This window comes from Kitasatospora kazusensis (assembly GCF_039529945.1).
Lineage (GTDB): Bacteria > Actinomycetota > Actinomycetes > Streptomycetales > Streptomycetaceae > Kitasatospora > Kitasatospora kazusensis.
Genome location: NZ_BAAANT010000015.1, coordinates 80,983 through 101,404, shown reverse-complemented (window position 1 = coordinate 101,404; position 20,422 = coordinate 80,983). Strand labels below are relative to the sequence as shown.

16 protein-coding genes and 1 tRNA gene are annotated in these 20,422 nt (G+C 70.8%); 7 read left to right on the top strand and 10 right to left on the bottom strand.

All coding sequences use genetic code 11. The features are described 5' to 3' along the window. Positions 1-15: 15 nt before the first annotated feature. Together ABD330_RS15550 and ABD330_RS15545 are read right to left on the bottom strand one after the other, a co-directional pair. Positions 16-858: an ABC transporter permease gene (locus tag ABD330_RS15550; protein ID WP_425555537.1), complete on the bottom strand. Its 843-nt coding sequence runs from the start codon at positions 856-858 to the stop codon at positions 16-18. Then, positions 851-1,702 (bottom strand): ABC transporter permease, encoded by an 852-nt coding sequence (locus tag ABD330_RS15545; protein ID WP_344465214.1) that lies wholly within the window; start codon positions 1,700-1,702, stop codon positions 851-853. The genes ABD330_RS15550 and ABD330_RS15545 overlap by 8 nt, the downstream gene beginning before the upstream one ends. A 337-nt stretch (positions 1,703-2,039) precedes the next feature. Here ABD330_RS15545 and ABD330_RS15540 point away from each other — a divergent pair, with 337 nt between their 5' ends. Then, positions 2,040-4,274: a transglycosylase domain-containing protein gene (locus ABD330_RS15540; RefSeq protein ID WP_344465212.1), complete on the top strand. Its 2,235-nt coding sequence runs from the start codon at positions 2,040-2,042 to the stop codon at positions 4,272-4,274. On the opposite strand, the gene ABD330_RS15535 is transcribed toward ABD330_RS15540, so the two are convergent. The 3 genes from ABD330_RS15535 to ABD330_RS15525 all read right to left on the bottom strand — a co-directional run bounded on the left by ABD330_RS15535 (position 4,229) and on the right by ABD330_RS15525 (position 7,237). Then, positions 4,229-6,127, bottom strand: coding sequence for an alkyl/aryl-sulfatase (locus ABD330_RS15535; RefSeq protein WP_425555536.1), 1,899 nt, complete (start codon positions 6,125-6,127; stop codon positions 4,229-4,231). The genes ABD330_RS15540 and ABD330_RS15535 overlap by 46 nt on opposite strands. 293 nt (positions 6,128-6,420) lie before the next feature. Then, on the bottom strand, positions 6,421-6,723 hold the full coding sequence (locus tag ABD330_RS15530; protein WP_344465310.1) for a GroES family chaperonin: 303 nt from the start codon (positions 6,721-6,723) through the stop codon (positions 6,421-6,423). 172 nt (positions 6,724-6,895) lie between these two features. Next, positions 6,896-7,237: a DUF3618 domain-containing protein gene (locus ABD330_RS15525; protein WP_344465210.1), complete on the bottom strand. Its 342-nt coding sequence runs from the start codon at positions 7,235-7,237 to the stop codon at positions 6,896-6,898. Positions 7,238-7,382: 145 nt separating this feature from the next. Between ABD330_RS15525 and bcp the strand changes: the two genes are divergently transcribed. Beyond that, the gene (gene bcp / locus ABD330_RS15520) at positions 7,383-7,859 is read left to right on the top strand and encodes a thioredoxin-dependent thiol peroxidase (RefSeq protein ID WP_344465208.1); all 477 of its coding nucleotides are present in this window, start codon (positions 7,383-7,385) and stop codon (positions 7,857-7,859) included. A 298-nt stretch (positions 7,860-8,157) separates the two neighbouring features. On the opposite strand, the gene ABD330_RS15515 is transcribed toward bcp, so the two are convergent. Continuing rightward, positions 8,158-10,683 carry a chitinase C-terminal domain-containing protein gene (locus ABD330_RS15515; protein WP_344465308.1) on the bottom strand — a complete coding sequence of 842 codons (2,526 nt, stop codon included), beginning with the start codon at positions 10,681-10,683 and terminating at the stop codon, positions 8,158-8,160. Between the two features lie 358 nt (positions 10,684-11,041). On the opposite strand from ABD330_RS15515, the gene ABD330_RS15510 reads away from it, so the two are divergent. Beyond that, a complete protein-coding gene (locus ABD330_RS15510) occupies positions 11,042-11,887 on the top strand; it encodes an HNH endonuclease signature motif containing protein (RefSeq protein WP_344465206.1) in 846 nt (281 codons plus the stop codon). 71 nt (positions 11,888-11,958) lie between these two features. Continuing rightward, positions 11,959-12,031: transfer RNA gene (locus tag ABD330_RS15505), tRNA-Leu, on the top strand. Between the two features lie 69 nt (positions 12,032-12,100). Here ABD330_RS15505 and rdgB read toward each other — a convergent pair. The 4 genes from rdgB to ABD330_RS15485 all read right to left on the bottom strand — a co-directional run bounded on the left by rdgB (position 12,101) and on the right by ABD330_RS15485 (position 14,419). Then, a complete protein-coding gene (gene rdgB, locus ABD330_RS15500; protein WP_344465204.1) occupies positions 12,101-12,709 on the bottom strand; it encodes an RdgB/HAM1 family non-canonical purine NTP pyrophosphatase in 609 nt (202 codons plus the stop codon). A gap of 68 nt (positions 12,710-12,777) precedes the next feature. After that, positions 12,778-13,167 carry a hypothetical protein gene (locus ABD330_RS15495; RefSeq protein ID WP_344465202.1) on the bottom strand — a complete coding sequence of 130 codons (390 nt, stop codon included), beginning with the start codon at positions 13,165-13,167 and terminating at the stop codon, positions 12,778-12,780. Between the two features lie 192 nt (positions 13,168-13,359). Then, positions 13,360-14,085 carry a ribonuclease PH gene (rph, locus tag ABD330_RS15490; RefSeq protein WP_344465200.1) on the bottom strand — a complete coding sequence of 242 codons (726 nt, stop codon included), beginning with the start codon at positions 14,083-14,085 and terminating at the stop codon, positions 13,360-13,362. A gap of 100 nt (positions 14,086-14,185) precedes the next feature. Beyond that, positions 14,186-14,419, bottom strand: coding sequence for a PTS sugar transporter subunit IIB (locus tag ABD330_RS15485; protein ID WP_185031809.1), 234 nt, complete (start codon positions 14,417-14,419; stop codon positions 14,186-14,188). 412 nt (positions 14,420-14,831) lie between these two features. Here ABD330_RS15485 and ABD330_RS15480 point away from each other — a divergent pair, with 412 nt between their 5' ends. From ABD330_RS15480 to ABD330_RS15470, 3 genes are all read left to right on the top strand, one after another. Next, positions 14,832-16,121, top strand: a complete 1,290-nt coding sequence (locus tag ABD330_RS15480; protein ID WP_344465198.1) for a PTS transporter subunit EIIC — start codon at positions 14,832-14,834, stop codon at positions 16,119-16,121. 631 nt (positions 16,122-16,752) lie between these two features. After that, positions 16,753-18,027 (top strand): PTS transporter subunit EIIC, encoded by a 1,275-nt coding sequence (locus ABD330_RS15475; RefSeq protein ID WP_344465196.1) that lies wholly within the window; start codon positions 16,753-16,755, stop codon positions 18,025-18,027. A 148-nt stretch (positions 18,028-18,175) separates the two neighbouring features. Further along, positions 18,176-20,350, top strand: a complete 2,175-nt coding sequence (locus ABD330_RS15470; RefSeq protein ID WP_344465194.1) for an RICIN domain-containing protein — start codon at positions 18,176-18,178, stop codon at positions 20,348-20,350. Positions 20,351-20,422 lie beyond the last annotated feature (72 nt).

The following is a 20,422-nucleotide window of genomic DNA, read 5'->3' as shown; positions in this document are numbered from 1 at the left end:
GTTGTTCCTCCTGGGTCAGCTGCCGGTGCCGCGGTACGCGCGCAGCCCGGCCCGCCAGGCGTACCCGGCGGCGAGCACGCAGAGCGCGGCGGCGAGTGGTGAGGCGTACTGGAACGCGGTGGGCAGGCCGAGCGGGTCGGGCTTGCCGAGGATGTGCAGGGCGGGCAGCCAGTTGACGAAGGCCAGCGGCACGCCGAAGACGACTCCGGCGACGAGCTCCTTGGCGAAGACCGTCGGCGGGTAGTGCAGCAGGGTCGCGCCGCCGTAGGTGAAGGAGTTCTGCAGTTCCTTGGCCTCGCCCCACCAGAACTGCAGGGTGGCACCGCCGACGAAGACGGCGGAGAAGATCACCGTCCCGCTGATCAGCAGCACGGGCACCAGCAGCACCCGGTCGGCCGTCCAGTGGACCTGGACCGCGCCCAGCGACCAGGCCAGCACGGCCGCCGCCTGGACGGGCCGGCCGAGCCGGCGGAGCGAGAAGCGTTCGGCGCAGAGCTGGGCGAGTGCGGGCGCGGGGCGGACCAGCACGGTGTCGAGGGTGCCGCTGCGGATGCGGTCGCCGAGCGCGTCGATGCTGCCGACGAAGAAGTTGGCCGCGCCGAGGGCGAAGGCCGACGTGCCGTACAGGAAGCCGAGTTCGGGCAGGGTCCAGCCGCCGAGCCGGTGGGTGTGCTGGAACATCAGCACCACGACCACGAAGTCGAGCGAGGTGGTGGCGAGGTTGGCGATCAGCATCAGGACGAAGGAGGCGCGGTAGGACATGATCGCGCGGGTCCACATCCCCGCGATCAGCAGCCACGAGCGCACCGACCAGCGGACCCGGGACGGGAACGACTCGGACGCGACGGTGTCAGCCACCCTGGACCACCACCTTGCGGGTGGCGAGCGCCTGCGCCGCGCGCCCGGCGGCGAGCAGGACGACCGCCCAGACGATCTGGAAGCCGAGCCCGGCCAGCAGCCCGGCGCCGGTGCGGCGTTCCAGGAAGACGTCGGTCGGGATCTGGATCAGCGCGGCCCAGGGCAGGACGGGTGCGATCTCGCCGAGCAGGCCGGGGAAGAGGCTGATCGGCAGCAGCATCCCGGAGAAGAACATCGCCACCACCAGCATCACCGCCCGGATGCCCTCCGAGTCGTGCAGCCAGAACCCGGTGAGCGAGACCAGGAAGCGGAGCCCGAAGCTGACCACCACGGCGAGCAGCACGGAGAGCAGGAAGGCCGCCCAGACGTACGGGCTGCGCGGCAGGTGGGTGTGGAAGGCCAGCACGCCCGCGAGGGTGGGCACGACGCCCCGGGCGAGCAGGTGGAAGCCGGCCCGGCCGAGGTCGGAGGCGAGCCACCAGCCCTGGAAGTCCACCGGGCGGTAGAGGTCGACGGCGATGTCACCGGTGCGGAAGCGCTCCTGGAGGTCGTCCTGGAAGCCGCCGCCCCAGACGGCGACGGTGACCAGCAGCGACTGGCTGATCCAGATGTAGGTGACGGCCTGTGAGGTGTCGTAGCCGCCGAGGCCGGGCCTGGCCTGCCAGAGGGCGAGGAAGGTGTAGGCCAGGATGAAGCCGAAGACGGTGTTGGTGAAGGCGCCGGCGAAGGTCGCGGCACGGTAGGTGGAGTAGCGGCGGAAGGCGCCCGCGGCGACCGCCAGGTAGAGCCTCGCGGAGTCCTGCAGTGCTCGGCTGCCCGTTCTGAGCTGCAGCGTTGTCGCCATATTGTCTCCTTGTCGACTTATTGCGCGACACTCCCGGATGCAGCGGCGGACAGCCCGCCGGGCGGGTTCTGACAGCTCGGCGGGCGGCTCCGGGCAGCACTGATCAGCTCCGACCGGTGGCCCCCGGGGGTACGGGGACTGCGGGCGGCGCTCGGCGCTGCAGCGTGTGCGCTATGCGGTTGTCACCTTTCACCGTAGCGCCGCCGCTCACCCGGCGCAGCCGGTTTTCCCCACCGGCCCGCTCCGCCCGACCCCGGGCACCCCGCTCCGCCCGACCCGCGCCGCCCGGAGCGGCAAAAAACACTCAATCATCAACAAAACGCCCATAATCACCCCCATGAGCCAGGAGCCGGACCAGCCGACGAGCAACCAGCGGACGGGCGAACACCCTCCCCCCGACACCCTGGAGTCGGAGGACCGCGCCGAAGGCTCCCGCCGCGACCGCCGCCGGACCGCACGGACCGCCCGCAAGGCCCGGCGCCGCGCACTCCCCCGGTGGCGCCGCGCACTCCCGACCTGGCGGATGGCGGTGAGCGGGCTGCTCGGGCTGGTCCTGCTCGGCGTCGCCGCGTTCGTGACGCTCTACCTGGCCGTCTCCGTCCCCGACCCCAACGCGTACGCCGTCGCCCAGAGCAACGTCTACTACTACGCCGACGGCACCACCGAGCTGGCCCGCACCGGCTCCGTCAACCGCGAGGACGTGCCGATCGGCCGGATCCCGGCCGACCTCCAGCACGCCGTCGTCTCCGCCGAGGACCGCAGCTTCTACCAGAACCGGGGCGTCGACCTGTCCGGCATGGCCCGCGCCGCCTGGCAGAACCTCGCCCAGAGCACCACCGGCACCGGCCTCCAGGGCGGCTCCACCATCACCCAGCAGTACGTCAAGAACTACTACCTGACGCAGGACCAGACCTACACCCGCAAACTCAAGGAACTCTTCATCGCCCTCAAGGTCGACCAGCAGGAGACCAAGGGCGACATCCTGGCCGGCTACCTCAACACCAGCTACTTCGGCCGGGGCGCATACGGCATCCAGACCGCCGCACGCGCCTACTACGGCGTCGACGCCTCCCGGCTGGACACCGCCCGGAGCGCCTACCTGGCCGCACTGCTCCAGGCCCCCAGCGCGTACGACGTCAAGAACACCACCCCCGCCAACCGGGACAAGGCCGTCGCCCGCTGGAACTACGTCCTCGACGGCATGGTCACCCTCGGCTCCCTCGACCCCGCCACCCGCTCCTCGCTCACCTTCCCCGAACCGACCGACCCGCAGCCCGCCAAGAGCCTCGGCGGACAGGCGGGCTACCTGGTCGGCATCGCCGACAACTACCTCACCACCACCCCCGGGCTGCTGGACCCGGCCACCCTGAAATCCGGCGGCTGGAAGATCACCACCAGCTTCGACAAGCCCGCACAGGACGCCTTCACCGCCGCCGTGAAACAGGAACTCACCACCGGGCTCGACCCCGCCGCCCGGCCGGCGACCGACACCGACGTCCGCGTCTGCGGCGCCTCCGTCGAACCCGGCACCGGCCGGATCGTCGCGGCCTACGGCGGCCCGGACTACGCCGCCCAGCCCTACAACGACGCCGTCCGCCAGGACAACCAGATCGGCTCCACCTTCAAACCGATCGACCTCGCAGCCGGCCTCGACAGCGACCGCACCACCCAGGACGGCCGCCCGATCACCACCCGGACGCTCTACGACGGCACCAGCGGCCGCCCGGTCACCGGCGGCCCCGGACCGTACGCACCGCCGAACGAGGACGGCACCGACCACGGCACCATCAGCCTGCGCCACGCGATGATCAAATCGGTCAACTCGGTGTACGCCCAGGAAGGCGTGGACGCCGGGCTCGACAACGTCCGGCGGACGGCCGTCCGGCTGGGCCTGCCCGACAACACCCCGGGCATGGACCCGGCGAACGCCTCGATGACCCTGGGCACCGCCACCCCCAGCGCCGTCGACCTGGCGAACGCGTACGCCACCCTGGCCGACCACGGCCAGGCACACACCCCCTGGGCCGTCCTCGCCCTGGACAAACCCGGCGAGTCCAACGTCCCCCGCCTGCCCGCACACCCCGCCACCACCGCCGTCAGCCGGACCATCGCGGACGCCGTCACCGACGTCCTGGAAGACGCCGCCGGCCCCGGCGGCACCGGCGCCGCCGCGCTGCGCCTGAACCGCCCGGTGGCCGGCAAGACCGGCACCACCGACGGCGACCTGTCCGCCTGGTTCGCCGGCTACACCCCCGAACTCGCCACCGTGGTCGGCCTCTTCCGGGAGAACCCGCACACCCACGCCAAGGAGCCGCTGACCGGCACGGCCGGCTACTCCCGGATCAACGGCGGCACCCTCCCCGCCGCCATCTGGACCACCTACATGCGCGCCGCCCTGGCCGGCACCCCGACCCGGACCTTCGACCTCCAGCCGGGCAGCGCCAACACCCGGCCCGCCCAGACCCCGACGCCCGTGCCCTCACCGCCCCGGGCCCCGGCACCCGGCAACGGACCGGACCGACTCCGTCAGGGCGTGACGATCGCGAAGTCCGGGTCGGGTTCCGTGAGATGACCGACCAGCTCGGCGAGCCTGCCCGGATCGCCCGAGACCACGGCGCGCCGCTGCCCGACCAGGTCGGCGAGCTGCACCTGCCCCAGCAGCAGGCCCCGCAGGTCCGCCTCGTCCAGGGTGATCTCGACATCCGGCTCGGCGGCGGCCGGACCGAGGCCGGCGACATGGGTGAGCACACCGTTGTACAGGCGCAGGGTGTACGGGCCCGCTCCGCCGCCCAGGTGCCAGCGCACCGTGACATCGGCGTCCCAGCTGCCCGGGCCGTCGATACGGATCGCCAGGGAGTCGAAGAGCTGGTCCAGGGTGAGCGCGCCGATCAGGTCGGGCGCGGCCGCGGTGGCGGGGGTGCCGACGGAGCCGTGGCGCAGCTCGTGGGCACCGCTGAGGTAGAAGTTGCGCCAGGTGCCGTTCTCACTGCCGTAGCCGAGCTGCTCCAGGGCATCGGCCTGGAGACTGCGGGCGTCGGCGTTGCCGGGATCGGCGAAGACCACGTGGTCGACGACCTGGACGACCCAGCGGAAGTCCCCCTGCTCGTAGGAGTGCCGTGCCCGGCGCAGCACCTCGTCCGCACCGCCCATGAACTCGACGTAGCGGGCGGCGCTCTCGACGGGCGGGTGCTCCCAGAGATGGGCCGGGTTGCCGTCGAACCAGCCCAGGTAGCGCTGGTAGACGGCCTTGACGTTGTGGCTGACCGAGCCGTAGTAGCCATGGGTGTGCCAGGCCCGCTCCAGGGCCGGGGGCAGCTGCAACCGCTCGGCGATCTCCCGTCCGGTGAGCCCCTGGTTCATCATCCGCAGCGTCTGGTCGTGGAGGTAGGCGTACAGATCGCGCTGCTCGGACAGGAAGGCGATGACGCGCTCGCGCCCCCACAGCGGCCAGTGGTGCGAGGCGAACACGACATCGGAGGAGGCACCGAAGAGCTGGACGGCCTCGGTGAGGTAGCCGGCCCAGTCGTGCGGGTCGCGGACCTGCGCGCCGCGCAGGGTGACCAGGTTGTGCAGGGTGTGGGTGGCGTTCTCGGCGCTGCACAGGGCGTTGTGGTCGGGGAAGTGGATGTTGAGCTCGGCCGGGGCCTCGGTGCCCGGCGTCAGCTGGAACACCATGCGGATACCGTCGACGGTCACGGTCTGCCCGGTCCGGGTGACGTCCAGCGTCGGCGGGATGAGGGTGACCGTGCCGGTCGAGGTGGTGGCACCGAGGCCGGCCCCGATCTGGCCGCGAACGCCCTTCGGCAGGGCGGCACCGTACATGTAGGCCGCGCGCCGCGCCATCGCGGTGCCGGCGTAGACGTTCTCGCTCACCGCGTGCTCCATGAACCCCTGCGGGGCGATCACGGGCAGCCCCGCGGCGACCTCCTCGACACCGACCACGCCCTTGACGCCGCCGAAGTGGTCGACGTGGCTGTGGGTGTACAGCACACCGGTGACCGGCCGCTCACCGCGGTGGCGGCGGTACAGGGCGAGCGCGGCGGCAGCGGTCTCCGCCGAGATCAGCGGATCGATCACCAGGACGCCGCGCTCCCCCTCGACCACCGTCATGTTCGACAGGTCGAAGCCGCGCACCTGGTAGATCCCCGGGACCACCTCGAACAGCCCGTGCCCGGCGACCAGACGGCTCTGCCGCCACAGGCTCGGATTGGCCGAGGCCGGGCAGTCCGCGTCCAGGAAGTCGTACGCGCCCAGGTCCCACACCACCCGGCCGTCGGCGGCCCGGATCCCGGTCTCCTCCGACGTCCCCAGGAACCCCCGGCGCTCGTCCTGCGCGTCCCGGGCGTCCTCGAACGGGAACCGGTGCCGGACGGCCTCGTTGGCCTCCGCGATCGGAGCCTCGGCGTCCCGGGGAGCAGCGTTCACAGCACGTTCCTACCTTTCGGGGGCTGGAAGGCCGCTCACACCGCCACGGCCCACAGCCACCCTCCGTGCCCACGGCCCGGAACACCACCCCGCCTACGCCGCCCGGGTCAGCAGGACGACGCGGCGGCCGCCGGCCGGCACGGCCACCCGGCCCGACCGGAGCCCAGGGCCAGGGCGGCGGCCGCCCCGCGCGTCGTACCGGACTGACCGGACGTCAGCGGCGACAGGCGGCTACAACTCTGTGAGGGACCACCCGACGGCAGGCGCGGAGCGGCGGCCGGTCACGCCACCGCTCAGAGGTACAGCCCCGTCGACCCCTCCGCGTCGCCGAAGCGCATCCCCGCGACCGCGTGCAGGTCGCGCTCGCGCAGCAGGATGTACGTGGCGCCGCGCACCTCGACCTCCAGCTTGTCCTCCGGGTCGTACAGGACCCGGTCGCCGGGCTCCACGGACCGTACGCTCTGGCCGACCGCCACCGCCTCCGCCCAGGTGCACCGCTTGGACAGCTCGGCGGTCGCCGGGATCAGAATGCCGCCGGTCGAGCGACGCTCGCCCTCGGCGCCGTCCGTCTTCACCAGTACGCGGTCGTGCAACATCTTGATCGGCAGCTTCTCGCCCAGCCGGTCGTGGCGCGGCGTCTCGTGCCGCGTCCTCTGCTCGTCGTCGGTGCTCACGCCCCCGACCGTACCGGTCCCGCGCCCCCGGTGACACGCTGGCCCGGCATGCGGAAGGGGCCGGGGGCGGACCCCGGCCCCTCCGACGGGACGGTCAGCCCCGCTTGCGCTTGCGGGCGGACGCCACCAGCAGCAGCACACCCGCGCCCACCAGGGCGGCGGGCACGATCCGCTCCTTGCGCGGGCGCCCCTTCTCGTCCGTGAACTGCGCCTTCACCTGCTCGACCGCGCCACTCGCCGCGACGTACACCTGCCCGGCCTTCTGCTCCACCGACGCGAGCAGCTTCGCCTTGGTCTGGGCGGCGACGGTGCTCGGGTGGACGCGGTAGGCGAGCTCGTCCAGGTTCGCCGCCAGCTGCTCGCGGGTCCGGGCGATGTTCGCCTCGATCTGGGCGGTCGTCCGCGCCGCCTTGTCGTCTGTGCCGGCCTTGCCCACTCGGGCCACCCCTTCACTACTGATGTTGTCCTGTTGCGACAGGGCCAGTCTGTCAGCTGACACCCACGCACGCGCGGCCCCACCCACCGACGGAGGTAAGTTTGCGATGGCACGACCCCAGTCCACGCACGAGGAGAGATCCACCGTGAGCGAGCGCCTCAAGGCCGGCGACACCGCCCCCGCCTTCACCCTGCCCGACGCCGACGGCAAGCAGGTGTCCCTCGCCGACCACCTCGGCCGCAAGGTGATCGTCTACTTCTACCCCGCCGCCCTCACCCCCGGCTGCACCACCCAGGCCTGCGACTTCACCGACAACCTGGAGGTCTTCGCCGGCGCCGGGTACGACGTCATCGGCATCTCCCCGGACAAGCCCGAGAAGCTCGGCAAGTTCCGCGAGACCGAGAACCTCAAGGTCACCCTGGTCGCCGACGAGGACAAGTCCGTCCTGGAGGCGTACGCCGCCTACGGCGAGAAGATGAACTACGGCAAGACCTACCTCGGCGTGATCCGCTCCACGATCGTCGTCGACGAGCAGGGCAAGGTCGAGCACGCCCTCTACAACGTCAAGGCCACCGGCCACGTCGCCAAGCTGCTGCGCGACCTGAAGATCGCCGCTGCCTGACGGACGTCCGTCCGTGTGCAGTCGTCGCCCCCGGCCCGTCCGCCGGGGGCGACGACCCCCACAACCCGGCGGGCCCCTACGCGCGCCGGGAGCGTGCTGACGCCGAGGACTCCCGTCCCGGGACGGCGTCAGCCCAGATCTTCCCATAATCAATCACAATCCAACAGGATCGAACGCGACGGGAATCCGGCGCACCTCCGGACGGCACGGCCCCCGGACACCCGAAGGCGGTGACGGCACACCCCCCGACAGGGTGCACCGCCACCGCCGCTCGTCACCTCAGCGGGCTACCGCGTGATCAGCAGGCCCCGAGGTCGTTCCAGACGCCCCAAGCGCCGGTGGTCGTCGGGTCCTCGCCCGAGGTCCACCACTTGTTGGCGTAGGTGTGCCCCTTCCAGGACACCTTGGTGCCGGTGGTCGCGTACGTCGTGCCCGCGCTCCAACCGGGCGCCGTGCAGCTGCCGGACGGCGTGCTCGGAGTGCCGGACGGCGTGCCGGTCGGGGTGCCGGTCGGGCTCGGGCTCGCAGTGGAACTCGGGCTCGACGACGGCGTGCCGGTCGGGGTACCGGACGGCGTGCCGCTCGGGCTCGACGACGGGCTGCCGGACGGGGTCCCGGACGGGCTGCCGCTCGGGCTGCCGGACGGCGACGAGGTCGGGCTCTGGGTCGGGCTCGGCGACGAGGTGCCACCGCCGGTCGCACCCCGGGTCAGGTCACCCGTCAGGCCGTACAGCGTGCCGCCCACGTTCACCGTCCAGTTGGACGGCGTGGAGACCGGCAGGTAGTAGACGAAGTCGATGTCCACCGAGGCGCCCGGCGCCAGCGACTGCCAGGCCGGCAGCTTCACCGAGGCCCGGTTGTACGTCCCCTTCAGGCCGCCCACGTTGCCCGGACCGGGATTGTCCTGCCGGATGACGGTCAGGCCGAAGCCGGACTGGTCCTTGGCGTTGCCCGGAGCCGAGTTGGAGTAGTCGAACTGGAACTCGGTGCCGCCCGGCAGGGTCTGGGCCGAGTTGTTGACGATGTGGATCTTCGGGTTGATCGGGTAGTTCGAGTCACCCAGCGCGAAGTTGGTGAACGACACGTCGATCGGCAGGGTCTGGGCCGGCAGCGCGACCGTCGAACGCGTCGCACCGTACGGCGAGGCCGCCTTGAACTTGTCGTACATCAGCGAGGTCAGGGTCGACCCCGGCACGTACTCACCCTTGCCGCCGTTCGCCGTGGCGTCCCACTTGTAGTCGCCCGCCAGCTCCCAGATCATCGCGCCGCCCGCGCCCTGGTTCACCAGGTAGTCCGCCTTGGCGCCGACCGACTGCTCGTCCTCGGTGGAGAGGAAGACCTTCTTGCTGTCGTTCCAGAGCCACGGCGCGCCCAGCGCCGAGCTGTAGTTGCGACTGTAGGTACCCTGGAGGGCGGTGTCCGTCAGCCCGTACTTCGACAGGTAGTCCGGGACGACGCCCGCCTCCAGGTTCTTGGCGTGCCACATCGGGTTGGAGCCCGCCGGGGCCTCCTTGCCGTTGCTGTCCAGGTCGTGCCAGAGGTTGTCGATGCCGACCGCGCCGTCACCGCAGGTGGTGAGCCCGGATCCCGCAGGGCAGTTGGTGGTCTGCGAGGTGCCCCAGAGGCCGTTCGTCCCGCCCGTCACGTTCTTGAACCCACGGGTGTAGTACGGCAGTCCGATGTTGATCCGGCCGGGCGGCATCGCACCCCGGAAGTAGTGGTACGCCCAGTCCGCGTTCAGATAGCCGATGCCGCCGTACTGCGAAGTCCCGTAGACGTTCGCCGCCTTGAGCTCGGCGTCGTTCCCGTCGTCGTAGAGCGAGGCGTTCGGGCCCACGTACTGGTTCCACGCGCCGTGCAGGTCGTAGGACATCACGTTGACGTAGTCCAGGTACTGGGTGACCGGGAAGGTCTCCATACCGCGCAGCAGGTACCCGGAGGACGGCGAGGCGATCGACAGCAGGTAGTACTTGCCGTCGGCGGCCGAGGCCCGGTCCAGCTTCTCGCGCATCGTCTTCAGCAGGGCCGCGTAGCCCTTCATCAGCGAACCGCGCTTCGCGTTGGCGGTCGTCCAGTCCAGCGGGTTGCCGGCGTTGTTCATCGAGGTCGGGTACTCGTAGTCGAGGTCGACGCCGTTGAAGCCGTACTTCTCGATGAACGCCACCGAGGAGTCCGCGAAGGTGTTGATCCCGGCCTGGTTGACGCTGCCGTCCGCGTTCACCGTCATCGAGTAGAAACCACCCGAGCCGACCCGGTTGCCCGAGTCGTCGAAGTAGCCGCCGGTCTCGGCCCAACCGCCCACCGAGATCATGGTCTTGACGTTCGGGTACTGCTTCTTGTACTTGCTCAGCAGGTTGAAGTGCCCCTGGTACGGCAGCGTCGGGTCCATCTCCGCGCCCGCCACGCCCGGGAAGGTCATCCCGGTGGCGGCGTTGTTCGGGCCGTCGGCGCCGACCGAGATCTTGTTGTCCGAACCGACGTGCCCGAAGGCGTAGTTGAGGTGGGTGACCTTGTCCCACGGAATGTTGTTGACCAGATAGGGCGGGGTCCCGTCCTTGCCGGTACGCCAACCCGTGAAGTACCCGATGATCCGGCGCTGGTGGTCCGCGCCCATCTTCTCGCGGCCCGCACTGTCGTAGACGTCGCAGTACGGCACGTCCACGCCGGGCGTGGTGTACATCCCGTCCGGCCGACAGGACTGGTTGTCCACGGCCGGAGCGGCGGGAGCGGCGGGGGCGACGGCGGACGCCTGCGAGGGCGTCGCCCCGAGCGTGGCGACCAGCAGGCCCGCCAGCCCGGCGGCAGCGGCCGAGGCCAGCGCCACCCGCGCGCCGGACTTCTTGCGGACGGCGGCGGTGGGACGCCGCGCCGCGACGGATCGGATCAACACTCGGTCCTCCAGGAGAGAGTGCCGGACGCGCAGTGGGGGCGCACGCCGTGGGGGAGGTCGGACGGAACCGCAGCCGACCCCCGGTCAACACCCCCCGGCTGCCTCGCTGCAGATTGGCGCGAAGCTATGTGGTCTGAACCACATAGGTCAATAGGTCTGTACCAATCGGCAGCCAATTGCCCTCCAGTGATTCTCATCACATCTTCATATTTCGCATACCCCGCATCCTTGCGCCCCAACGGTCGTTACTCCATCGGGGGACGGGTGCACCACAGACCCGGGAGGGGTACACATGACCGTCAAGTACACCCGCGAGCTGCTCACCGAGCTGGCTGCGGAGTCGAACAGCGTGAACGACATGATGCGGCGGCTCGGCGTGCCGATGGCGGGCGGCACCCACAGCTACCTGAGCCGGCGGCTGAAGCACTACGGGATCGACACCTCGCACTTCAACGGTGGCCGCCCCGACTACGGCCGCCGCCGCTACACCCGCGAGCAGCTCGCGGAGGCGGCCGCGCACAGCACGAGCATCAACGGGATGCTCGACCACATGGGCATCACCCCGTACGACAGCATCTACTCGTACTTCAAGAAGCGGCTCCGCGACTTCGGCATAGACACGTCGCACTTCTGCTTCCGGGGCGACGGCAAGCACCGGGTGCAGCTGATCTCCAAGAACCTGCTGGCTGAGGCGGTCGCCGCACACGCCAGCATCAGCGCCGTCCTGCGGGCTCTCGACCTGGTCGAGAGCGGTTCCTCCCGGAAGCAAGTGAAGGAGGGCATCGCGCTGCACGGGATCGACACCAGTCACTTCACCGGGCAACTGCACAGCAAAGGCAAGAAGATCGGTCCGCGCCGAAAGCCCGAAGAGTTGCTCGTACTGCTACCTCCGGGCAGCCACCGAACCCACGGTGATCGCCTGCGGGCGATGCTGGTGCACATCGGCCACCCGGGAGTCTGCGAGACGTGCGGCACGCCGCCGACCTGGCTCGGGCGGCCGATGACGCTGGAGGTGGACCACATCAACGGCGACTGGCTCGACAACCGGATCGAGAACCTCCGCCTGCTGTGCCCCAACTGCCACTCGATCACCTCGACCTACTGTGGTCGCAACAAGAACCCGCAGCGCGCCGCCTGACTGACCACCACCAACCCCTCAGGCCTCCTGCTACCAGTCGCGATTCGCAGACGGTAAGCTGGCGGTGCTACGCGCCCGTGCCCCAGCGGGAGAGGGATGCGGTTTAGGTCCGCAGTGTCGTGGGTTCGAATCCCACCGGGCGTACAGGCAAAAAGGCCCCACCACCTTCGATTCGAAGGAGGCGGGGCCTTCGTCGTTCCGCCGGACGCTCCGTCAGCCCAGCAGCTCCCGGACCACCTCTGCCAGCCCCCGGAAGGCCTGCCCCCGGTGGCTGATGGCGTTCTTCTCGTCGGCCGTCAGCTCCGCGCAGGTCCGGGTGTCGCCCAGCGGCTGGAGGATCGGGTCGTAGCCGAAGCCGCCGTCGCCGGAGGGGGTCGTGCGGAGGGTGCCGAGGAGGCGGCCCTCGACGACGCGCTCGGTGCCGTCGGGGAGGGCAAAGGCGGCCGCGCAGGCGAAGTGGGCGCCTCGGTGTTCGGGGCCGATGTCGGAGAGCTGGGCGAGCAGGAGGTCCAGGTTGGCGCGGTCGTCGCCGTGCTTGCCGGCCCAGCGGGCGGAGAAGATGCCGGGCGCGCCGTTCAGGACGTCCACGCAGAGGCCGGAGTCGTCCGCGACGGCGGGAAGGCCGGTGGCGCGGGCCAGGGCGTGGGCCTTGAGGAGGGCGTTCTCGGCGAAGGTGACGCCGGTCTCGGGGACGTCCGGGATCTCGGGGTAGGCGTCGGCGCCGACCAGCTCGACCGACAGCCCGGCGTCGCCGAGGATGGCGCGCAGTTCGGCGACCTTGTGCTGGTTTCGGGTGGCGAGGACGAGGCGTCGGGTAGTCATGCGGCCCAGCCTAACGAGCCCTGCCGGTCAGCCCGTGCAGCCTGTGCAGACCGGTCGGCGCAGCCCGGTCAGCCCGTGCAGACCTTGCTGAGGTTGGCGGCGGCGTCGCCCAGCGGCTGGAGGTCGGGGGCCTGCTTGGCGTCGATCGCCTTCTGGGCCTTGTCGAACTGGGCCTGGAGGTCGGTGACGGCCTTGCCGACGTTGGTGTCGCTGGAGTTGCGGCCGAGCTGGTCGAGGTCCTTCTTCAGCTTCTGGAGGGCCTGTCCGGCGGGCTTCGGGTCCTTGTCCGCGTTGTTGAAGGCGGTGCCCGCGTCGGCGAGGTCGCTGGTGATCCGGACGGCGGTGTTGCCGCAGTCGATGGCCTTCCGGGCGGCCGAGCAGCTCACCGCGCTGAGTGGCAGGAGGAGGATGAGCGCGGCCACGGCGAGGGTGGTGGAGCGGTTGATGCTGTGCGGCATCGAGGGTCCTCCGGTGAAGGCGCGGGGCTGTTCCGACGGTGAGGACGGGCGGTGGGGGTTCGCCGGTTCCCGTGCCGGACATCTGAGCGGAACGGTACGGGCTCCAGGGGCCGCCTGTACAGCGTCCGCCCCCGGAGCCCTTACCACCTGGCACTCGATCAGCCCTGAAGGGCCGCTGTGGTGCGGCCGGTGTCAGCCTTCGAGGACCTTGCGCTGGATCTCGTCCAGCTCGGCGCAGCCGAGGGTGCCGAGGTCGAGCAGTTGGTCGAGGAGGGCGCGGTCGAAGGGGGCGCCTTCGGCGGTGCCCTGGACCTCGACGAAGCGGCCGTCGGAGGTGCAGACGATGTTCATGTCGGTCTCGGCGCGGACGTCTTCCTCGTAGCGGAGGTCGAGCATGGGGATGCCGTCGATGATGCCGACGCTGACGGCGCTGACGCCGCCGGTGATGGGCTGGCCCTTGGCGCGGAGGATCTTCTTGTCGCGGGCCCAGGAGACGGCGTCGACGAGGGCGACGTAGGCGCCGGTGACGGCGGCGGTGCGGGTGCCGCCGTCGGCCTGGAGGACGTCGCAGTCGAGGACGATGGTGTTCTCGGCGAGGGCGCGGTGGTCGATGACGGCGCGCAGTGAGCGGCCGATGAGGCGGCTGATCTCGTGGGTGCGGCCGCCGATCTTGCCGCGGACGGATTCGCGGTCGCCGCGGGTGTTGGTGGCGCGGGGGAGCATGGCGTACTCGGCGGTGACCCAGCCTTCGCCGCTGCCCTTGCGCCAGCGGGGGACGCCTTCGGTGACGCTGGCGGTGCAGAGCACCTTGGTGTCGCCGTAGGAGACCAGGACGGAGCCTTCGGCGTGCTTGCTCCAGCCTCGTTCGATGGTGATGGGGCGGAGCTGGTCGGGGGTGCGGCCGTCGATGCGTGACATAGCGTCCGAGCGTAGTCGGTCGGGGGCGTGGGCCCGGCATGCGTACGGCCCGTCGACGGGTGGGTCGGCGGGCCGTACGGGAGTGACCCGGTGGGTCAGCTCACATCATGTCCTCGATCTCGCCGGCGATCGGGTCGGCGTCGGTGCCGATGACGACCTGGATGGCGGTGCCCATCTTGACGACGCCGTGGGCGCCGGCGGCCTTCAGGGCTGCTTCGTCGACGAGGTCGGGGTTGACGACCTCGGTGCGGAGGCGGGTGATGCAGCCCTCGACCTCTTCGATGTTGTCGAGTCCGCCGAGACCGGCGACGATCTTCTCAGCCTTGGTGGCCATGTCTTTCTCCCTCTGTCTCGGCGCGCCGGCTGCTCTGCCGGGTGCCGTTCTTGCCTGGTGTGGGGACCGTCCGGCGGGTGGCCGGGGAGGTCGCCGCCGGGGGTGACGCGGGCTCAGGTGCCGCGCTGTGCAACAGCGCGACAAGCATCACCCGAGTTCAACCGGCCTGCCACGTTAGTCCACTTTTGGCCCACTTCCACGCGCGGGTTCCCGGTCTTCGCCACAGGATGACGATGGGAGGACCTCGGACCCGGCGCGGTCGACTCTGCCCCAAGTGGTCTACACCAATATTAGGCGCACTCCGCACAACGCGGGAACGGCCCCCGGGGTTCCTGACCTGTCGGGCGGTCCGCCGGCGAGCGCTCGCGCGGGTACCCGGGAAGGCATTCGTGACGGCACTCGGAGGGCGAAGATGAGCTCGGCAGGCGCGGCGGCCCCTCAGGCGGTGTGGTGGCACTCCTTCTACAACGGTCTGCAGAAGATGGGGCGGAGCCTCCAGCTCCCGGTGGCCGTGCTCCCGGCGGCGGGCATCCTGAACCGGCTGGGGCAGGACGACGTGTTCGGCAAGGACGGTCTGGGCTGGGACAAGGTCGCCAAGGTCTTCGCCGCCGCCGGTGGCGCGCTGCTCGACTCGGGCCTCGGCCTGCCGCTGCTGTTCTGCATCGGCGTGGCGATCGGCATGGCGAAGAAGGCGGACGGTTCGACCGCGCTCGCGGCTGTGGTCGGCTTCCTGGTCTACTACCAGGTCCTCCAGGCCTTCCCGCAGAAGTGCAGGGGGACGACCGTGCTGGTGGGCAACCAGTGCGTCGACTTCACCTCCCGGGCGGCCGCCGCCGCGACCTTCCAGAACCCGGGTGTGCTGGGCGGCATCCTGATCGGGCTGGCCTCGGCCTGGCTCTGGGTCCGCTTCCACCGGACCAAGCTGGTCGACTGGCTGGGGTTCTTCAACGGCCGCCGGCTGGTCCCGATGATCACCGCCCTGGTGGGACTGGTCTTCGCCTGCCTCTGCCTCTGGGTCTGGCCGCCGATCGGCGACGGGCTCACCTCGTTCAGCAGGTGGCTGTCCGACCTCGGGGCGTGGGGTTCGGGCATCTTCGGCGTGGCCAACCGGGCGCTGCTGCTGATCGGCATGCACCAGCTGCTGAACACCTTCGTCTGGTTCCAGTTCGGCGACTTCACCAAGCCGAGCGGCGCCGTGGTGCACGGCGACATCCCGCGCTTCCTGGCGGGTGACCCGACGGCGGGGCAGTTCACCTCCGGCTTCTTCCCGATCATGATGTTCGCGCTGCCGGCCGCCGCGATGGCCATCGCGCACTCGGCCAAGCCGCACCGGCGCAAGGAGATCTACGGCCTGATGACCTCGGTCGCGCTGACCTCGTTCGTGACCGGCGTGACGGAGCCGATCGAGTACTCCTTCGCGTACATCGCCCCGGCGCTGTACGCGGTGCACGCGCTGCTGACCGGTGCCTCGATGGCGGTGACCTGGGCACTCGGGGTCCACGACGGGTTCAGTTTCTCGGCCGGGCTGATCGACTACGTCATCAACTGGGGGCTGGCGACCAAGCCGTGGGTGATCATTCCGATCGGATTCTGCTTCGCCGTCGTCTATTACGCGCTGTTCCGGTTCATCATCGTCAGATTCGACCTGAAAACCCCCGGCCGCGAGGACGACGACGAAATCGAGGACGTCGCGAAGGCGTGATCCGGGAGGCCGGGGATATGACCCCGGACCTCCGTCTCCAGGCCCTCGGACCCTGCGATCCGGGGGCCTTCGGCATGTCCGGAAAGGGACTGACGACCCTTCCGCCATTACCTCGTGCGTACGAGGACCCGTCCCGCGGCCGCCGCCGTGTTCACCACCGCCGGTGACGCGGTGTCCGGCAACCTGCCACTGCTGCCACGACGGCTCAACCGACCACCCGCCGAACCGGAAGCCCGCCGCCGGACCCCGGCCGGTCATACCGGTCGGACCGGCCTTCGCGACGCTCCACCGCACGCCGGTCCGCTTCGCCCGCACCCGGTTCGACCTCGCCACCCCGGGCCGCGAACCGGCGGAGGAGACCGAGGGCCCGGCCGGGGACCGATCCGGCCGGGCCGCCCGCCTTTTGTTGCGCGACTCTCCAAAAGCGCTGTTACGGCCGGTAGCCAAGATCGTTAATCCGCGGCAAGGTTTCGATTTCATAGCGCTTCCTCCGTGCACGCCTTTCGGGGGTTCCCCCCCTTCTCGGCGCATGCTAGAAACTGGTCTACACCACTAGTGGTGTAGACCAGTTCGCGGTTCGGCCCCCGACGCTCCCCCCGACCGACCCGCCCTGCCGTTAGGAACCACCCCCATGAGTACGACTGCGCAGGCACCGGCGCCCGCTGCGGCTCCCAAGCCCGGCTCCGGCAAGACATTCGGGCAGAGCCTCCTCCAGGGCCTGCAGAAGATGGGCCGCAGCCTCCAGCTGCCGATCGCCGTCCTCCCCGCCGCCGGCATCCTGCTGCGCCTGGGGCAGGACGACGTCTTCGGCAAGGACGGGCTCGGCTGGCTCAAGGTCGCGGCGGTCTTCTCCACCGCCGGGCACGCGGTCTTCGACAACCTGCCGCTGCTCTTCGCGGTCGGCATCGCGATCGGCTTCGCCAAGAAGGCCGACGGCTCCACCGCGCTCGCCGCCCTGGTCGGCTTCCTGGTGTACAAGAACGTGCTGACGGCGTTCCCGATCACCGAGTACCAGATCCTGCCGGGCAAGGACGCGCCCGCGACGTACCAGGACCCGGGTGTGCTCGGCGGTGTGGTCATCGGTCTGCTGAGTGCCGTGCTGTGGCAGAAGTACCACCGCACCAAGCTGGTCGACTGGCTCGGCTTCTTCAACGGCCGCCGGCTCGTCCCGATCATCATGGCGTTCGTGGGCACCGCGGTCGGCGTCGTCTTCGCCTACACCTGGGGTCCGGTCGGCTCGGCCATCGGCCACCTGAACAACACCCTGATCGGCGCCGGTGCGTTCGGCGCGGGCGCGTTCGGGCTGGTCAACCGTGCGCTGCTGCCGGTCGGGATGCACCAGTTCGTCAACTCGTACGCCTGGTTCCAGGCCGGTGACTACACCAAGGCCGACGGCACCGTCGTGCACGGCGACATCAGCCGCTTCTTCGCGGGCGACCCGACGGCGGGGCAGTTCACCTCGGGCTTCTTCCCGATCATGATGTTCGCCCTCCCGGCCGCCGCCCTGGCCATCGCGCACTGCGCCCGCCCGGAGCGCCGCAAGGTCGTGATGGGCATGATGATGTCGCTGGCGCTGACCTCCTTCGTCACGGGTGTCACCGAGCCGATCGAGTTCGCGTTCGTCTTCATCGCCCCGGTGCTGTACGCGATCCACGCCGTGCTGACCGCGCTGTCGATGGCCGTGACCTGGGCGCTCGGCGTGCACATCGGCTTCAACTTCTCGGCCGGCGCGATCGACTACGGCCTCAGCTGGCACCTCGCCACCAAGCCGTGGCTGATCGTCCCGATCGGCCTGGTCTTCGCGGTGATCTACTACGTGGTCTTCCGCTTCGCGATCACCAAGTTCAACCTGCCGACCCCCGGCCGCGAGAGCGACGAGGAGATCGAGGACCTCACCAAGGCCTGACCCGCACGCCCCACCCACCCCGGACGCCCTTGCCCGCCGCTCGCCGGAGCCGCCGGCAAGGGCGTTCGGTTTTCCGCCGAGGTTTCCGTTATGCGGAAGCCGCCCGGTGATCTCCCAGGTATCGGAAGGTACAGACGGGAGAATCTGCATGGCAGTCAGGAAGCCCGCACACCGGCATCGCAGCCGGGCCAGGCGCAGCCACCGGGGCCGGATCGTCCTCACCGCGGTGGTGGCCGCCGGCCTCCTGGCCGGCGTGGTCGGCATCGGCAGCGCGATGGACTCCGCGGTCCCCCAGCCGGTGGCCGCCGACGCGATAGCCGGGGCGCTGTCGGGTACGGCGCCGCCCTCCCCCGCCGCAGCGCCGCAGCACGCCGAGACGCCGACCCCGGTCCAGGGGGTGCCCAAGAGCGACCCGGCGCGCGGCATGGTCTACACCGGCCTGGCGCCGGCCGCCAAGAACGACAAGTGCGCGGGCGTCTACCGGGTGTCCACCGTGGAGCAGTGCACCCACGGTCCGGACGCGCCGCCGCACGGTGTCGACATCCACCAGGTCACGCCGCCCGCCGTGACGGCGGCCGTGACGACGCCCGTGGCGCCGCAGGGCGGGGACGCCGGCGCGCAGGCGCCGGCCGCCTCGGACCTGCTGAAGGACCTGCCGCCCGTCCTCGACGCCACCACCGGGGCCGATCTGGCCGACGTGTCGGCGGCCCCCTCCTCCTCGCCCTCCACCGCGTCGGCGGCCGACGGGTCCGGCGCCGCCGCCGACGCCGCGCCCGCGTCGACCGCCCGGTCGGCGGCAGCGGCGGCCCCCGCCGCCGGGACGACGGTGGTCTGCGACGGTGACGGGAGCACCGGCAACCGCGTCCAGGTGCTGTACGTCCACGCGCCCGGGCAGGACCGCTTCGGGCAGTACCTGCCCTCGTTCAAGAAGTGGGCGGCCGACGCGGACGTCATCTACGACGCCAGCGCCGAGGAGACCGGCGGCGTCCGGCACATCCGGTTCGTCACCGAGCCCGACTGCACCGCCACGGTGCTCGACGTGGAGCTCTCGGCGACCGCGCTCCAGGAGTTCGGTTCGACCAACGACGCGCTCGCGTCCCAGGGCTTCAACCGCCGGGACCGCAAGTACATGATCTTCGCGGACGCCCAGGTGTACTGCGGCATCGGCACGTTCAACGGTGACGAGCGCCCGGGCCAGGACAACACCAGCAACTTCGGCCCCTCGTACGGCCGGACGGACAACGGCTGCTGGAGCGGCTCCACCGCCTCGCACGAACTCGGCCACAACCTCGGCGCGGTGAACAACAGCGCGCCGCACTCCAGCAAGGCCGGCCACTGCACCGACGAGTGGGACATCATGTGCTACTCGGACGCGCCGTACTACCCGCAGATGCAGACCCTCTGCCCGGACCGCAGCCACGACGACCGGCTGGACTGCAACCACGACGACTACTACAGCACCGACCCGAAGCCGGGCAGCTACCTGGCCACCCACTGGAACGTCGCCAACAACCAGTTCCTGATCGCGGGCGGCGGCACCACGCCCAACCCGAACCCCACGCCGAGCCCGAGCCCGAGCAAGAGCCCGACCGGCAGCCCGAGCCCGAGCGTCCCGCCGACCCCCACCGGCGGCCCCGCGGTGACGACCAGCCAGGTCAGCGTCGACTCGGTGGTGGCGAGCTGGCAGCCGGTCAGCGGTGCGGCGGCGTACGAGATCCGGCTGAACGGCCAGGTCATCGGGTCCGTCGGCTCGACCGTGGTGCGGGTGGTCCGGCTGCGGCCGGACACCGCGTACACGATCGCCGTCGCGGTGCGCGACCAGGGCGGCCACACCTCGAACCCGGGCCGGGCCGCCTCCTTCCACACGCTGCCGGCCGGCGGGACGGGCAGTCCGACCAAGCCCGGCACGCCGTACCAGCTGCTCAACGGCCTCACCGGCCAGGCCGCCGACCTGTGGGGCAGCTCCGCCAATGACGGCACCGTCCTCATCGCCTACCAGAGCACCGGCTACGCGAACCAGCAGTGGCTCTTCGACGACGCCGGCGGCGGGTACCTGCGGATCAGGTCCGCGCTGACCGGCAAGTGCCTCCAGGTCGGCGGGCAGCTCCTCCCCGGGCAGTACGTGGCGGAGCAGGGCTGCAGCTCGGCGGCAGCGCAGCAGTGGAAGCTCGCGTCCAGCGGCAACCGCTACGCGCTGACCGCCCGGGACTCCTCGCTGGTGCTCGGCATCAGCAACCGCTGGTACTACGGCGGTTGGCTCCTTGAGCTGCAGACCCCGGGCGACCAGGCCTACCAGCAGTGGGCGTTGCAGCCGGCCTCCTGAGCCCTGCTCCCTTCTCCGCTCCCCCAGGTGCGGTCCGGCCGACCCGGCCGGGCCGCACCCCCGCCGTTTCCC

Excerpts from the sequence above, each read along its gene's own strand:
- rdgB (WP_344465204.1), bottom strand. The coding sequence starts at position 12,709 with ATGACTACCCGACGCCTCGTCCTCGCCACCCGAAACCAGCACAAGGTC.
- ABD330_RS15540 (WP_344465212.1), top strand. The coding sequence starts at position 2,040 with ATGAGCCAGGAGCCGGACCAGCCGACGAGCAACCAGCGGACGGGCGAA.
- ABD330_RS15470 (WP_344465194.1), top strand. The coding sequence starts at position 18,176 with ATGGCAGTCAGGAAGCCCGCACACCGGCATCGCAGCCGGGCCAGGCGC.
- ABD330_RS15475 (WP_344465196.1), top strand. The coding sequence starts at position 16,753 with ATGAGTACGACTGCGCAGGCACCGGCGCCCGCTGCGGCTCCCAAGCCC.
- ABD330_RS15530 (WP_344465310.1), bottom strand. The coding sequence starts at position 6,723 with ATGTTGCACGACCGCGTACTGGTGAAGACGGACGGCGCCGAGGGCGAG.
- ABD330_RS15495 (WP_344465202.1), bottom strand. The coding sequence starts at position 13,167 with ATGCCGCACAGCATCAACCGCTCCACCACCCTCGCCGTGGCCGCGCTC.
- ABD330_RS15545 (WP_344465214.1), bottom strand. The coding sequence starts at position 1,702 with ATGGCGACAACGCTGCAGCTCAGAACGGGCAGCCGAGCACTGCAGGAC.
- ABD330_RS15485 (WP_185031809.1), bottom strand. The coding sequence starts at position 14,419 with ATGGCCACCAAGGCTGAGAAGATCGTCGCCGGTCTCGGCGGACTCGAC.
- rph (WP_344465200.1), bottom strand. The coding sequence starts at position 14,085 with ATGTCACGCATCGACGGCCGCACCCCCGACCAGCTCCGCCCCATCACC.
- ABD330_RS15510 (WP_344465206.1), top strand. The coding sequence starts at position 11,042 with ATGACCGTCAAGTACACCCGCGAGCTGCTCACCGAGCTGGCTGCGGAG.
- ABD330_RS15480 (WP_344465198.1), top strand. The coding sequence starts at position 14,832 with ATGAGCTCGGCAGGCGCGGCGGCCCCTCAGGCGGTGTGGTGGCACTCC.